This window comes from Thermoflexus sp., from assembly GCF_040289485.1.
Lineage (GTDB): Bacteria > Chloroflexota > Anaerolineae > Thermoflexales > Thermoflexaceae > Thermoflexus.
This window is the reverse complement of sequence record NZ_PSLG01000016.1, coordinates 27,940-41,617: the sequence shown is the minus strand read 5'-3', so window position 1 is coordinate 41,617 and position 13,678 is coordinate 27,940. Positions and strand designations below refer to the sequence as shown.

Below are 13,678 nucleotides of genomic sequence, written 5' to 3'. Positions count from 1 at the left end.
AGCGGACCCTGCTGGTGGACGCGGGCCGGGAGCAGCCGACCCTACACGCCCTCTTCGGTCTCCCGGACGCCCCGGGCCTGGGGGCCCTGGCGGAGGCGCCCGCCGCGCCCCTGGCCGGGCTCCTCCAGGAGACGAGGGTCCCTGGCCTTTGGCTGCTGGCCGGAGGCCCCCCCGGCTCCGCGTCCCGGCCGCTGCCCTGGGCCGCCCTGATGCAGAGCCTCCGGGAGCAGGCCGAACGGGTCATCTGTTATGCGCCGTCAACGGAGCGGAGCGAGACCCTGGCTCTGGCCCGGCACGTCGACGGGGTGCTGTTGCTGGCGCGGCGTCACCGCACCCGCCGCGGGGCCCTCCGGGAGGCCCGGGCACGGCTGGAGGCGGTTGGCGCCCCGGTGCGAGGGGTCGTCCTGTGGGAATGACCCTGGGATCCAGGAGGGGAGGATGTCGGCCATCAAGGCGTTGATCCTGAGCGGGGGCAAGGGGACGCGGCTGTATCCCCTGACCTTCACCAGCGCCAAGCAACTGATCCCCATCGCCAACAAGCCGGTGCTGTTCCGGGTGATCGAGACGGTGAGAGACGCTGGGATCACCGACATCGGGATTGTGGTGGGGGACACGGCCCCGGAGGTGATGGCGGCGGTGGGGGATGGGAGCCGTTGGGGGGTGAAGGTGACCTACATCCGACAGGAGGCGCCCCTCGGCCTGGCCCACGCCGTGAAGATCTCTCGGGATTACCTGGGCGGGACGCCCTTCGTGATGTTCCTGGGGGACAACGTGATCCAGGGCGGGATCCGGCACCTGGTGCAGATGTTCCTGGAGAGCGACTATGACGCCCAGATCGTCCTCAAGGAGGTCCCCGACCCCCAGCATTACGGCGTGGCCGAACTGGAGAACGGCCGTATCGTGCGGCTGGTGGAGAAGCCGCGGGAGCCCCGCAGCAACCTGGCCCTGGTGGGCATCTACCTGTTCCGCCCGCCCATCTTCGAGGCCGTGGAAGCCATCCGCCCCAGCTGGCGGGGGGAGCTGGAGATCACCGACGCGATCCAGTATCTGGTGGAGAAGGGCTATCGGGTTTACCCCTATCTCCACACCGGCTGGTGGATCGACACCGGGAAGCCCATCGACCTGCTGGCGGCCAACAGCCTGGTGTTGGAGGAACTGGAGCCCCGGGTGGAAGGCTACGTGGACCGGGATTCGGTCCTGGAAGGGAAGGTGACCATCGAGAAGGGGGCGGAGATCATCAACAGCCGCATCCGCGGCCCGGCCATCATCGGGGAGCACACGCGGGTGGTCAACAGTTACATCGGCCCCTTCACCAGCATCTACCACCATTGCGAGATCGTCAACAGCGAGATCGAGCACAGCATCGTCCTGGAGCACTGCCGCATCGAGGACATCCCGCGCATCACCGACAGCCTGATCGGCCGCCGGGTGGTGATCACCCATTCCCCCATCAAGCCGAAGGCGTATAAGTTCACCCTGGGGGATTACAGCCAGGTGGGCATCCTGTGAGGACAGGCCGAGGGGATACGGTGGGAGAGCCATCGAAGGGCCGGCGGGAAGAGGCGCAACGGGTGGTGATCACGGGGATGGGCGCCCTCTCCCCCCTGGGCCTGAGCGTCCCGGAACTGTGGGAGGGCCTGCTCGCCGGTCGCTCGGGCATCGGCCCCATCACCCAGTTCGACGCCTCGGGGCTCCCCGTCCGCATCGCCGGCGAGGTGAAGGGGTTCGACCCCACGGTGGCCCTCTCCCCGAAGGAGGCCCGGCGGATGGCCCGCTGCTCCCAGTTCGCGGTGGTGGCCGCCCTGGAGGCCGTCCGGGACGCCGGGTTCCCGTCCTTCCCGGACCCCGAGCGGGTGGGGACGCTCATCGGGGTGGGGATGGGGGGCTATGAAGTGGCCGACCGCCAGATCCAGATCTTCCGGACCCAGGGGCTGACCCGGGTGAGCCCCTTCGCCCTGGTGGCCTCCATCCCGAACATGCCCAGCCACCATGTGAGCGTCTACTTCGGGGCCCGGGGCCCCATCGCCACCGTGGCCGCAGCCTGCGCCACTGGAGCCCAGGCCATCGGCGAGGCAGCCGAGTGGATCCGGCGGGGGATCGCCGACGTGGTGATCTGCGGCGGGGTGGAGGCGCTGATCACCGACTTCGCCATCGCCGGCTTCGCCGCCATGCGGGCCCTCTCCACCCGGAACGAGGAGCCGGAACGGGCCAGCCGCCCCTTCGACGCGGACCGGGACGGCTTCGTTTACGCGGAGGGCGCTGGGATCCTGGTGCTGGAGCGGCTCTCCCACGCCCGGGCCCGGGGCGCCCGGATCTACGCGGAGGTGCTGGGCTACGGAAACGCCGCCGACGCCCACCATGTGACCGCCCCGGAGCCCGACGGGGCGGGGGCGGCCCGCGCCATGCGCTGGGCTTTGGAGGACGCAGGCCTCGGGCCGGAGGACATCGATTACATCAACGCCCATGGGACCTCGACCCGGTTGAACGACCCCATCGAGACGGCAGCCATCAAGCAGGTCTTCGGCGAGGCCGCCTATCGCATCCCGATCAGCGCCACCAAATCGATGATCGGCCACACCATGGGGGCGGCGGGGGCCCTGGGGGCCATCGCCGCCGTCCTTACCTTGACCTCCGGCTGGATCCACCCCACCATCAACTACGAGACCCCGGACCCGGCGTGCGACCTGGATTACGTCCCGAACACCGCCCGCCGCGCAGAGGTCCGCGCGGCCATGGTCAACGCCTTCGGGTTCGGCGGCCACAACGTCGCCCTGGTCCTAGGGCGTTGGCCCCCATCGGACAACCCGCCGGCGCCCCACGAGAGGCGCTGACCGATCCGGCGAACCCGGCGCCACGGCTTCCCATCCGTGCTATAATCGGTGTGAAAAACTTCTCAAAGGAGCCGGCCATGGCCGATGTGGAGCGAACTCCATCGGCGCGGTGGGGACAGCCGGGGCCGGCCCTGGAAGGGACATGGGCCCCCGGGGCCGGGCTCGGGCGGGTCCTGCGGGAGATCCCTCGGTATCGCGGGCGGGTTCATCAATGGGCTTGGGTGGCCAACCGCGTGGCCGGCCTGGGAACCCTGCTCTTCCTCACGGTCCACATCCTCGACACCTCCCTGGTTTACTTCGCCCCCACCTGGTATGAGCACGCCCTGGCCCTTTACCGCCACCCCCTCTTCGGCCTGGGGGAAATCATCCTGGTGGGCTGTGTCCTCTGGCACGGGCTCAACGGCCTGCGCATCGCCATCAGCGACTTCCGCCCCCGCCTGTGGGCGGTGGAGACCCAGGCCCGCCTCATCCTGTGGACCTTCGTCGCCTTCCTCGCCCTCTACATCCCGGCCTCCATCATCATGGGCAACACCATCCTCCACAAAGGTATCCTGGGGAGGTGAACATGGCCGCCGCCCCGAAGGCTGTCCCGCGAACGGTCCCCCCCGTCCGGCCCCGTCTGGAGGCCTGGCTCTGGATCTTTATGCGCGTCTCCGGGGTCCTGCTGATCCCCCTGGCCTTCGGCCATCTGGCCATCATGCACATCATCAACAACGTCCACGACATCAACGCCTGCTTCGTCTATCAGCGCTGGAACGTGCTGTTCTGGTGGCGGGTCTACGACGCCCTGCTGCTCTTCTTGGCCTATGTCCACGGCCTCAACGGCCTGCGCTACGTCATCGACGACTACGTCCACTCCGCAGGATGGAAGCGGGCGCTGAAGGGGATCGCCTTCGTCGGCGGCGCCGCTGTGATCGCCATCGGGGCCGTCGCCCTGATCGGGGGCGTGCGGGTCACCGCGCTGCCCGCCGGCTGCCCGTAGGGCACGACCCGGGTCCGTTCGGCGGACGGATATCGACCGGAAAGGAGTTCCTCGATGAAGGTCCATCGGCACCGGTTCGATGCGGTGGTGGTGGGGGCGGGGGGCGCCGGCCTGATGGCCGCCCTCTACGCCTCCAAGCAGGTGCGGACCGCGGTCCTCAGCAAGCTCTACCCCACCCGCTCCCACACAGGGACGGCCCAGGGGGGCATCGCCGCCCCGTTGGGGAACATGGAGGAGGATCGGCCGGAATGGTATGCCTACGACACGGTGAAGGGCGGGGACTGGCTGGTGGATCAGGACGCAGCGGAGATCCTGGCCTATGAGTCCATCGAGGCCATCATCGAACTGGAGCACATGGGACTGCCCTTCGACCGGACGCCCGAGGGCAAGATCGCCCAGCGCCGCTTCGGGGGCCACACCCGCAACTTCGGCGAGGCCCCGGTCATGCGGGCCTGTCACTCCGCCGACCGCACCGGCCATATGATCCTCCAGACCCTCTACCAACAGTGCATCAAACACAACGTCACCTTCTTCGACGAGTTCTTCGTCACCGACCTCATCCTGGAGGACGGGACGGTCCGGGGGGTGGTGGCCATCGAGATCGCCACCGGCGACATCCACATCTTCCACAGCAAAGCGGTGCTCTTCGCCACCGGCGGGGCCGGGCGCATCTACAAGGTCACCTCCAACGCCCACTCCCTGACCGGCGATGGGATGGCCATCGTGTGGCGGCGGGGCCTCCCCCTGGAGGACATGGAGTTCTTCCAGTTCCATCCCACCGGCATCTACAAGCTGGGCATCCTGCTCAGCGAGGCGGCCCGGGGCGAGGGGGCGGTGCTCCTCAACGACAAGGGCGAGCGCTTCATGGAGCGCTACGCGCCCACCCTCAAGGACCTGGCCAGCCGCGACGTGATCTCCCGCGCCATCTACATGGAGATCCGGGAGGGCCGCGGCATCGGGGGGAAGGACTACGTCTACCTGGACATGCGCCCCGAGACCATCAACCGCTTCAAGAGCGCACCAGGGGGCCGCGAGGTCACCGCCGAATACCTGGAGCAGAAGCTCCCAGATATCATCGAGTTCGTCCGCGTGTATCTAGGCATCGATCCCATGCGGGAGCCGGTGCCGATCCAGCCCACCGCCCACTACGTCATGGGCGGCATCCCCACCGACGTGGACGGCCGGGTGATCCGCGATGAGAAGAACACCCCCGTCCCCGGCCTCTACGCCGCCGGCGAGGTCGCCTGCGTCTCGGTACACGGGGCCAACCGCCTGGGGACCAACTCCCTGGTGGACCTGGTGGTCTTCGGCCGGCGGGCCGGCCGCCACATGGCGGAATACTGCCGGCAGGCTGACTTCGCCCCGCTCCCGCCCGAGCCTGAGGCCTTCACCATGGCCCTCGTGGAGCGCATCCGCCACGGAACCGGCGAGGAGCGCGTGGCGGCCCTCCGGAACGAACTGCAGGAGACCATGCAGACCTACGTGAGCGTGTTCCGGGAGGCGGCAGGCCTGGAGACGGCCATCGAGAAAATCCGGGAGCTCCAGGAGCGCTACCGCCACATCCGCATCGACGACAAGGGCTACCGGTTCAACACCGACCTCCTGGAGGCCATCGAACTGGGCTTCCTGCTGGACGTGGCCGAGGCCACGGCCTTCAGCGCCCTGAACCGCACCGAGAGCCGGGGGGCCCACTACCGTGAGGATTACCCGAAGCGGGACGACACCAATTGGCTCAAGCACACCCTGATCTGGCGGCGGGAGGGGGAGATCACCTTTGCCTACAAGCCGGTGGTCATCACCAAGTGGCCGCCGAAGGAGCGGGCCTATTGATGCCTTCCCGGCACTGGGATCGGCCGGCCCAGGCCCTGCGCGATCGGAAGGCGGCCCCCTCGAGGCGGGCGGAGGGGTTTTATGAGAGGACCGCCTGGCAAGTGAGGAGAGCGAGGCGCCGCCCGGATCCAGGCCGCCCAGGCCAGGGGGCCCCAGCGCATCCCTGGGGGATGGCGCTGGTCCGCTCCTTTCCACGCCCAGACCCCATCGGAGGATGGGCCATGAAGGTCCGACTGCGCATCCAGCGGTTCAACCCGGAGAAGGACCGCAAGCCGTGGTGGGGGGAATACGAGGTGGAGGCGGAGCCGGTGGACCGGGTGCTGGACGCCCTCCACTACGTGAAATGGTATCTCGATGGCACCCTGACCCTGCGCCGCTCCTGTGCCCATGGCATCTGCGGCTCCGACGCCATGCGCATCAACGGCCGCAACCGGCTGGCCTGCAAGGTCCTCGTGCGGGAGGCCATGGCCGAGGGGAAGGGGGTGATCACCGTCCAGCCCCTCCCGGGGCTCCCGGTGATCAAGGACCTGGTGGTGGACATGGAGCCCTTCTTCGCCAAATACCGGCGCATCATGCCCTACTTGATCAACAACGACCCGCCGCCGGAGCGGGAGCGGTTGCAAACGCCGGAGGAGCGGGCGCGCTACGACGACACGACCAAGTGCATCCTGTGCGCGGCGTGCACCGCCTCCTGCCCCTCCTTCTGGGCCAACGGCGAATACCTGGGCCCAGCGGCCATCGTGCAGGCCCACCGCTTCATCTTCGACAGCCGCGATCAAGGGGCGGCCGAGCGCCTGCGCATCCTCAACGAGTGGTTCGGGGTCTGGCGCTGTCGCACCATCTTCAACTGCGTGGAAGCATGCCCGCGAGGCATCCATATCACCCGGGCCATCGAGGAGGTTAAACTCGCCATCCTCACCGGCCGGCTGGATTGACCCCGCGGCCCCTCCCCTAAGCCGTCGGCGGATCGGCTATAATGAAATCGGCTATAATGAAAATGATCCCCTGGGAGAGGAGGGCGCCATGGAAGGGCTGATGATGGATTGGCCCCTGACGCTCCACCATTTCCTGGATCGTGCCGCCCGCCTGTTCCCCCGCAAGGAGATCGCCACCCGCACCGCTGCCGGCATGCACCGCTATACCTACGCCGACTTCCACCAGCGTGTCCATCGCCTCGCCCACGCCTTGGGCCGCCTGGGGATCGGGCGGGGCGACCGGGTGGCCACCTTCGCCTGGAACACCTACCGCCACCTGGAGATCTACTTCGCCGCCCCCTGCATGGGCGCCGTCTTACACACCCTGAACATCCGTCTGGCGCCCGACCAGCTGGTCTACATCATCAACCACGCCGAGGACCGCGTGATCTTCGTCGACGCCTCCTTGGCCCCCCTCCTGGAGCGCATCCGCGATCAGATCCCCACGGTGAAGGCCTTCGTCATCATGGGCGACACCGGCCCGGTCCAGACCCGCCTGGAGCCCGCCCTGGATTACGAGACCCTGCTCCAGGAGGCCCCGGCGGCCCCCTACCCGTGGCCCCGCCTCGACGAGAACGCCGCCGCCGGCATGTGCTACACCTCCGGGACCACGGGGAACCCCAAAGGGGTGGTCTACAGCCACCGGGCGATCTTCCTGCACTCGCTGGCCCTCTGCCTGGCGGACACCTTCGGGCTCTGCGAGCGGGACGTGGTGATGCCAGTGGTTCCCATGTTCCATGCCAACGCCTGGGGGCTGCCCTTCGCCGCCGTCATGGTCGGCGCCAAGATCGTCTTCCCCGGCCCCCACCTGCAGCCGCGGGACATCGCCGAACTCATCCAGAACGAGCGGGTGACGGTGACCGCCGGCGTCCCCACCATCTGGATCGGCCTCTACGCCCTGCTGGAGCGCGAACGGTATGACCTCTCCAGCCTGCGGTTGATGCCGGTCGGCGGCTCCGCCATGCCGCGCTCCCTCATCGAGGCCTTCGAGAAGCGCTTCGGCATCCGGGTGGCCCACGCCTGGGGCATGACCGAGACGACCCCGCTGGGCACGGTGGCCAACCTCAAAAGCTACATGGAGGATTGGCCCGAGGAGGAGCGCTTCGCGGTCCGCGCCAAGCAGGGCATGCCCGTGGTCGGCGTGGAGATCCGGGCGGTGGACGAGCAAGGGCGGGAGGTGCCGTGGGACGGCAAGACCATGGGCGAACTGCAGGTCCGCGGCCCCTGGGTGATCCGGGCCTACTACAACGACCCGCGCACCGCCGAGGCCTTCCAGGAGGGCTGGTTCCGCACGGGGGACGTGGTGACCATCGACCCGGAGGGTTACATCCAGATCGTGGACCGGACCAAGGACCTGATCAAGAGCGGCGGCGAGTGGATCTCCTCGGTGGACCTGGAGAACGCCCTGATGGCGCACCCCAAGGTGCTCGAGGCGGCCGTGATCGCCGTCCCCCACCCGAAATGGCAGGAGCGCCCCCTGGCGGTGGTGGTGCCGCGCCCTGAGCACAAGGAGACGATCACCAAGGGGGAGCTCTTGGAGTTCCTGCGCGCGCGCTTCGCCAAATGGTGGCTGCCCGACGACGTGGTCTTCGTGGAGGCCATCCCCAAGACCAGCGTGGGGAAGTTCGATAAGAAGGTGCTCCGGGAGCAGTTCAAGGCCTACCGCCTGCCCGAGGAGGCCGGCGCGTCGGCCTAGGCCGGGAACGGTGGGAGGACGACCGATGGCGTGGCTGAACCGGTATTCGTTTGTGATCCTGGGCGGGCTGGCCTTGGCGGCGCTGGCGGCCGGGTTGATCTTCCGCCGGGCCAGCCCCTGGGGCTGGGGGCTGTGGGGGCTCCTCCTGATCGCCTGGGTCGCCTTCGGGTGGGCGATGCGGGCCCGTCCCTCGCAGCCCTTCGCCTCCGCCGCCCAGATCGAGGCCGCCCTGAAAGGCGGACAGCCGACCCTGGTCTACTGGTTCTCGAACTACTGAGCGGGCTGCCTTTCCATCCAGCCCGCCGTGCGCGGGCTCGAGCACGCGTGGCGTCAGGGACGGGTGCTCTATGTGGAGGCCCTGAGCCCGGCCGGCCGGGCCTTCGGAGAAGCCCACGGGCTGCGCCTGACGCCGTCGTTCATCTTGTTCGATGCGGAAGGGCGGCCAGTCCGGGTCTGGACGGGCGCCCTGCGCGCCCCGACGCCGGCGGAATTGGACGAAGCCTTGCGCTGAGCCAGACGGCAGATCCGCCTCACGAGGACCCCCCGGCCGGCCGTCCCCGCCACCGGGCCAGTTCGGTGGCCACCAGCCAGGCGCTGGCCTCGAAAAAGGCGTAGGTCCGGCGCACCGAGTCCGGGGGGACGGCCTCCAGGTCCGCGTTCTCGGCGACCCAGACCACGTGTTCCATCTCCTCGATGCGATCCAACACCTCCCCCGGCGTGCTGGGCACCGGGATGTCGGCATACGTCGGCCGCCGTTGATGGGGGAAGGTCACCGCATGATCCGGCAGGCGGGGGAGGACGCCCATGGCGATATAGGCGTGGTGGAAGAAGAACACCTGGTCGCCGGGGCGGGCCAACTGGAAGGAGGGCAGGAAACGGAACCCCGCCGCCTCCCAGGCCGACCAGTCCATCAGCACGCGCTCGACCAGGGCCCGCAGCTCGGCGAAGGAGAGGACAGCTGCGGTGCGCAAGCTGAGGATGAACCCCTCCCGGACCTCGGAGAGATGGTCCAGGGCGCTGTGGAGGGTGGCCTGGGCGTTCTCTGGCAACGACTCCCCTTGGATCCGTCGGGCGAGGGCGGCCCTGGTCTGTTCAGCCAACGCCCCCAGGGTCTGCAGCGCTTGCAGGCCGGCCCGTACATCCCACAGGCGCATGTCGCCTCACCTCCCTGCCGGAGCGAGGCCGGGACCAAGGGTCCCAGCTCCGGCATATAAAGATCCTACCACGGCCCTCGAAATCGCACGCCCCCGCGGAGGCCCGTCGTCTGGCCGGGCTCCGCGCCCCCGGACACCAGGCGGCCCACGCCGCTTCCTCCGCCGTCGGTTGACAAAGCCGCGGGGCCGATGGCACAATGACCCGCCGGTTGACATCCCCCTGGAGGAGACGCCGATGGCCGCCGAGCCGGTCGCTCAGATCCGTCAGCGCGTGGAGGCCCAACGCGAGGCGATCCTGCGCTTCTTCTTCGACATCGTGGCCATCCCCAGTTACAACGCCCAGATCCGCGCGGTCGGGGAGCGGGTGGCCGAGGAGATGGCCCGCCTGGGCTTTGCGGACATCCGGTTCGACGTGATGGGGAACATCCTCGGGCGCATCGGGGACGGGCCCCGGGTGCTGGTTTACGACAGCCACCTGGACACGGTGGGCATCGGGGACCCCGAGCAATGGGCCTGGGATCCCTTCCGGGGGCGCCTGGAAGGCGACCGCTTCTACGCCCGCGGCGCGTGCGATGAGAAGGGCTCCACCCCGGGCATGATCTACGGCCTGGCCATCGCCCGGGACCTGGGGCTGCTGGAGGGCTGGACGGCGTATTACTTCGGGAACATGGAGGAATGGTGCGACGGGCTGGCCCCCAACGTCTTCGTCGAGGTCGACCCTAAGATCCGGCCCGACGCCGTGGTGATTGGGGAGCCCACCGGCCTGCGGGTCTACCGGGGGCATCGGGGGCGGGTGGAGCTCAAGGTGATCGCCAAGGGGCGCAGCGCCCACGCCGCCTCCAACTGGTTAGGCGACAACGCCATCTACAAGATGCTCCCCGTCATCGCCGGGATCCGGGACCTGGACCCCCGCCTGGGGTCCCATCCCTTCCTGGGGAAGGGGACCGTGACGGTGACGCTGATCGAAAGCCGCACCCCTTCCATCAACGCGGTCCCCGACGAGTGCACCATCTACATCGACCGGCGCCTGACCTTCGGGGAGACCCGGGAGGAGGCCGTAGCCCAGATCGAGGCCTGCATCCCGCCAGAGCACCGCGGGGCGATCCGGGTGGAGATCCTCCGCTACGAGGATCCCAGTTACACCGGCTTCCGTTACCCGGTGGAGAAGTTCTTCCCCGCCTGGGCCCTCGAGGAGTCCCACCCCCTGGTCCAGGCCGGCCAGGCCACCATCGAGGCCCTGTGGGGGGAGCGGCGGCCCACGGGGAAGTGGGACTTCTCCACCAACGGGACCTACTGGGCGGGGAAGGCCGGCATCCCCAGCATCGGCTTCGGGCCGGGCGATGAGATCTACGCCCACCGCGTCGACGAGCACATCTCCCTGCAGGAGGTGGTGGAGGCCACCGCTTTCTACGCCCTCTTCCCATCCATCTTGCGACGTTTCCTCCCTTGAGACCCACCCCATCAGCCAGGAGGATGCCATGCAGACGAACCTGCGGGGCCGCGATGTGATCAGCGACTTGGACCTCTCGGTGGAGGAGGTCCAGACAGTGCTGGAGGTGGCTTTCGACTTGAAGATGAAGCAGGCCATGGGCGTCCCCCACCGCTATCTCGAGGGCAAGACCATGGCCATGCTCTTCTTCTACAGCAGCACCCGCACCCGCGCCTCCTTCGAGGCCGGGCTGGCCCAGTTGGGCGGGCACCCCGCCTTCATCGAGTCCAAGACCACCCAGATCGCCCACGGGGACACCCCCAAGGAGATCGGCGAGATCTACGGCCGCTACTTCGACGCCATCGCCATCCGCCACGTGGACTGGGGGGTTGGAAACAAATACATCACCGAGGTGGCCCGCTACAGCCGGGCCCCCGTCCTCAACATGCAGTGCGACCTCTACCATCCCTTCCAGATCCTGGCCGACCTCATGACCCTCATGGAGAAGAAGGGGCGGGACCTGCGGGGGAAGAAGATCGCTGTCACCTGGGCCTACGCCGCCAGTTACCAGAAGCCCCTCTCCGTCCCCCAATCCCTTATCCTGCAACTCACCCGCTTCGGCATGCACGTGGTGCTGGCCCACCCGCCGGAGTTCCGGCTGATGCCCGACATCGTGGCCCAGGCGGAGGAGAACGCGCGGCGCTATGGCGGGGCCTTCGAGATCACCGACAGCATGGAAGAGGCCTTCCGGGACGCCGACGCGGTTTACCCCAAGAGTTGGGGCTGCTGGTTGACCACCACGGACCCCGAGGAGAGCGCCCGCATTGCCCGCAAGTATCAGGACTGGATCGCCGATGAGCGGCGGATGCGGCTGGCCCGGCCCGACGCCATCTATATGCACTGCCTGCCAGCCGACCGGGGGCTGGAGGTGACCGACGCGGTGATCGACGGGCCGCAATCGGTGATCTACGACCAAGCGGAGAACCGTCTGCATGTGCAAAAGGCGGTGATGGCCCTGGTGATGCGCTGAGGGAGCAGGAGAACCCACCTCCGGAGGCGAGGATGCGTCTGCAGCCTGGATTGGCCGTGGTGGCCGTGGGCGGGAACTCCTTGATCAAAGGCCCGGACCGCATGACCGTGCCCGACCAATACGAGGCGGCCCGCGAGACGATGATCCACATCGCCGAGATGATCGCCCAGGGCTGGCGCGTGGTGATCACCCATGGCAACGGCCCCCAGGTGGGCTTCATCCTGCGCCGCAGCGAACTCGCCCTCCACGAACTTCACCCGGTCCCCCTCGACGCCGCCGACGCCGACACCCAGGGGGCCATCGGCTATATGTTCCAGAAGGCCCTGTATAACGAGTTCCGCCGCCGCGGCATGCACCAGATGGCCGTCACCGTGGTCACCCAGGTCCTGGTGGACCGGGACGACCCGGCGTTCCGGAACCCGACCAAGCCTATCGGCTCGTGGATGGACGAGGAGACCGCCCGGCGCCGGGCGGCGGAATGGGGATGGGTGGTGAAAGAGGACGCGGGCCGGGGGTGGCGGCGGGTGGTGCCCTCCCCCCGGCCCCGCCGCATCATCGAACGCCCGGCCATCGAGGCCCTGCTGCGGGACGGCTTCGTGGTGATCGCTGTGGGGGGAGGCGGCATCCCCGTGGTGGAGGACGAGACGGGGGAGCTGATGGGGGTGGAGGCGGTGATCGACAAGGACCTGGCCAGCGCCCTGCTGGCCATCGAATTGAAGGCCGATCTCTTTTTGATCTCCACCGCCGTGGAGAAGGTGGCACTGGATTACGGGAAGCCCACCCAGCGCTGGCTGGACCGCCTGACGGTCTCGGAGGCCCGGCGCTACCTGGCCGAGGGGCAGTTCCCGCCGGGCTCCATGGGGCCGAAGGTGGAGGCCATCCTGCAATACCTGGAGAGCGGGGGGAAGGCGGCCCTCATCACCGACCCGCCCCACATCCCCGCCGCCCTCCGCGGCGAAACCGGCACCTGGTTCCTCCCCGAGGCGTAGCCGCGCATGCGCTTAAAGGGGAAGGTGGCACTGATCACCGGGGCCAGCCAGGGGATCGGGCTGGCCATCGCCCAGGCCTATGTCCGGGAAGGAGCCGACGTGGCCGTGTGTGCCCGCGACCCCGTCGCCCTGTCCGCCGCGGCGCAAGCCCTGCGCGCCCTCCGCCCCGGGGCGCGCCTCCTGGCTCAGCCCTGCGACGTCCGCCGGCCGGAGGAGGTCCGCCGGCTCATCGCCGCCATCGACGCCGGCTTTGGCCGCCTCGACGTCCTGGTCAACAACGCCGCCATCCTCGGCCCCCGCCTCCCCATCGCCGAGTATCCCCTCGACGCCTGGCAGGAGGTCCTGGAGGTCAACGTCACCGGGGTCTTCCTGGTGACCCGGGAGGCCCTCCCCCTGCTGCGCCGATCAGACGCGGCCTCCATCATCAACCTGTCCTCCGGCGTCGGCCGCCGGGGCCACGCCCGATGGGGCGCCTACGCCGTCTCCAAGGGCGCGGTGGAGATCCTCACCCAGATCCTGGCCGAGGAACTCGCCCCGGAGGGCATCCGGGTCAACGCCGTCAACCCCGGCCCCACCCGCACGGCTATGCGCGCCCAGGCCTACCCGGAGGAGGACCCCCAAACCCTCCCCGCGCCCGAGGAGATCGTCCCCATCTTCGTCTACCTGGCCTCGGACGAGAGCCGCGCGATCACCGGGCAAAGCCTGGAGGCGCGAGGCTTCCAGTGGCCTTCCGGCGCCCAGCGGATCGGCTAAGATGAAGAGG

At 68.8% G+C, this 13,678-nt stretch carries 15 protein-coding genes; 14 read left to right on the top strand and 1 reads right to left on the bottom strand.

The genetic code is table 11. The features are described 5' to 3' along the window. The 10 genes from C4313_RS04560 to C4313_RS04515 all read left to right on the top strand — a co-directional run. A partial coding sequence (locus tag C4313_RS04560; protein WP_503012447.1) for a P-loop NTPase family protein occupies window positions 1-416 on the top strand: 416 nt, incomplete at its 5' end. 31 nt (window positions 417-447) lie between these two features. Continuing rightward, window positions 448-1,509 carry a glucose-1-phosphate thymidylyltransferase gene (locus C4313_RS04555; protein ID WP_352428690.1) on the top strand — a complete coding sequence of 354 codons (1,062 nt, stop codon included), beginning with the start codon at window positions 448-450 and terminating at the stop codon, window positions 1,507-1,509. A gap of 20 nt (window positions 1,510-1,529) precedes the next feature. Beyond that, entirely contained in the window at window positions 1,530-2,831 is a 1,302-nt protein-coding gene (gene fabF, locus C4313_RS04550; RefSeq protein WP_352428688.1) for a beta-ketoacyl-ACP synthase II, read from the top strand. Window positions 2,832-2,908: 77 nt separating this feature from the next. Further along, a complete protein-coding gene (locus C4313_RS04545) occupies window positions 2,909-3,394 on the top strand; it encodes a succinate dehydrogenase/fumarate reductase transmembrane subunit (protein ID WP_352428687.1) in 486 nt (161 codons plus the stop codon). A 2-nt stretch (window positions 3,395-3,396) separates the two neighbouring features. Further along, window positions 3,397-3,813 (top strand): succinate dehydrogenase/fumarate reductase transmembrane subunit, encoded by a 417-nt coding sequence (locus tag C4313_RS04540; protein WP_352428686.1) that lies wholly within the window; start codon window positions 3,397-3,399, stop codon window positions 3,811-3,813. 54 nt (window positions 3,814-3,867) lie between these two features. Then, on the top strand, window positions 3,868-5,643 hold the full coding sequence (gene sdhA, locus C4313_RS04535; RefSeq protein WP_352428685.1) for a succinate dehydrogenase flavoprotein subunit: 1,776 nt from the start codon (window positions 3,868-3,870) through the stop codon (window positions 5,641-5,643). 221 nt (window positions 5,644-5,864) lie between these two features. Further along, on the top strand, window positions 5,865-6,578 hold the full coding sequence (locus C4313_RS04530; protein ID WP_352428684.1) for a succinate dehydrogenase iron-sulfur subunit: 714 nt from the start codon (window positions 5,865-5,867) through the stop codon (window positions 6,576-6,578). Between the two features lie 88 nt (window positions 6,579-6,666). Beyond that, window positions 6,667-8,313, top strand: a complete 1,647-nt coding sequence (locus tag C4313_RS04525) for a long-chain fatty acid--CoA ligase (protein WP_352428683.1) — start codon at window positions 6,667-6,669, stop codon at window positions 8,311-8,313. A 25-nt stretch (window positions 8,314-8,338) separates the two neighbouring features. After that, window positions 8,339-8,590: a hypothetical protein gene (locus tag C4313_RS04520; RefSeq protein ID WP_352428682.1), complete on the top strand. Its 252-nt coding sequence runs from the start codon at window positions 8,339-8,341 to the stop codon at window positions 8,588-8,590. Between the two features lie 27 nt (window positions 8,591-8,617). Continuing rightward, complete coding sequence (locus C4313_RS04515; RefSeq protein ID WP_352428681.1) at window positions 8,618-8,824, top strand: thioredoxin fold domain-containing protein; 207 nt, start codon at window positions 8,618-8,620, stop codon at window positions 8,822-8,824. A 19-nt stretch (window positions 8,825-8,843) separates the two neighbouring features. Here C4313_RS04515 and C4313_RS04510 read toward each other — a convergent pair whose 3' ends face one another. Next, entirely contained in the window at window positions 8,844-9,467 is a 624-nt protein-coding gene (locus C4313_RS04510) for a hypothetical protein (protein WP_352428680.1), read from the bottom strand. Between the two features lie 235 nt (window positions 9,468-9,702). Between C4313_RS04510 and C4313_RS04505 the strand changes: the two genes are divergently transcribed. The 4 genes from C4313_RS04505 to C4313_RS04490 are packed head-to-tail and all read left to right on the top strand — an operon-like array spanning window position 9,703 to window position 13,668. After that, window positions 9,703-10,917: a YgeY family selenium metabolism-linked hydrolase gene (locus C4313_RS04505; RefSeq protein ID WP_352428679.1), complete on the top strand. Its 1,215-nt coding sequence runs from the start codon at window positions 9,703-9,705 to the stop codon at window positions 10,915-10,917. A gap of 28 nt (window positions 10,918-10,945) precedes the next feature. Then, a complete protein-coding gene (locus C4313_RS04500; RefSeq protein ID WP_352428678.1) occupies window positions 10,946-11,926 on the top strand; it encodes an ornithine carbamoyltransferase in 981 nt (326 codons plus the stop codon). 32 nt (window positions 11,927-11,958) lie between these two features. Next, window positions 11,959-12,915, top strand: coding sequence for a carbamate kinase (arcC, locus tag C4313_RS04495; RefSeq protein ID WP_503012446.1), 957 nt, complete (start codon window positions 11,959-11,961; stop codon window positions 12,913-12,915). A gap of 6 nt (window positions 12,916-12,921) precedes the next feature. Next, complete coding sequence (locus C4313_RS04490) at window positions 12,922-13,668, top strand: SDR family NAD(P)-dependent oxidoreductase (protein ID WP_352428677.1); 747 nt, start codon at window positions 12,922-12,924, stop codon at window positions 13,666-13,668. The last annotated feature ends 10 nt before the right edge of the window (window positions 13,669-13,678 follow it).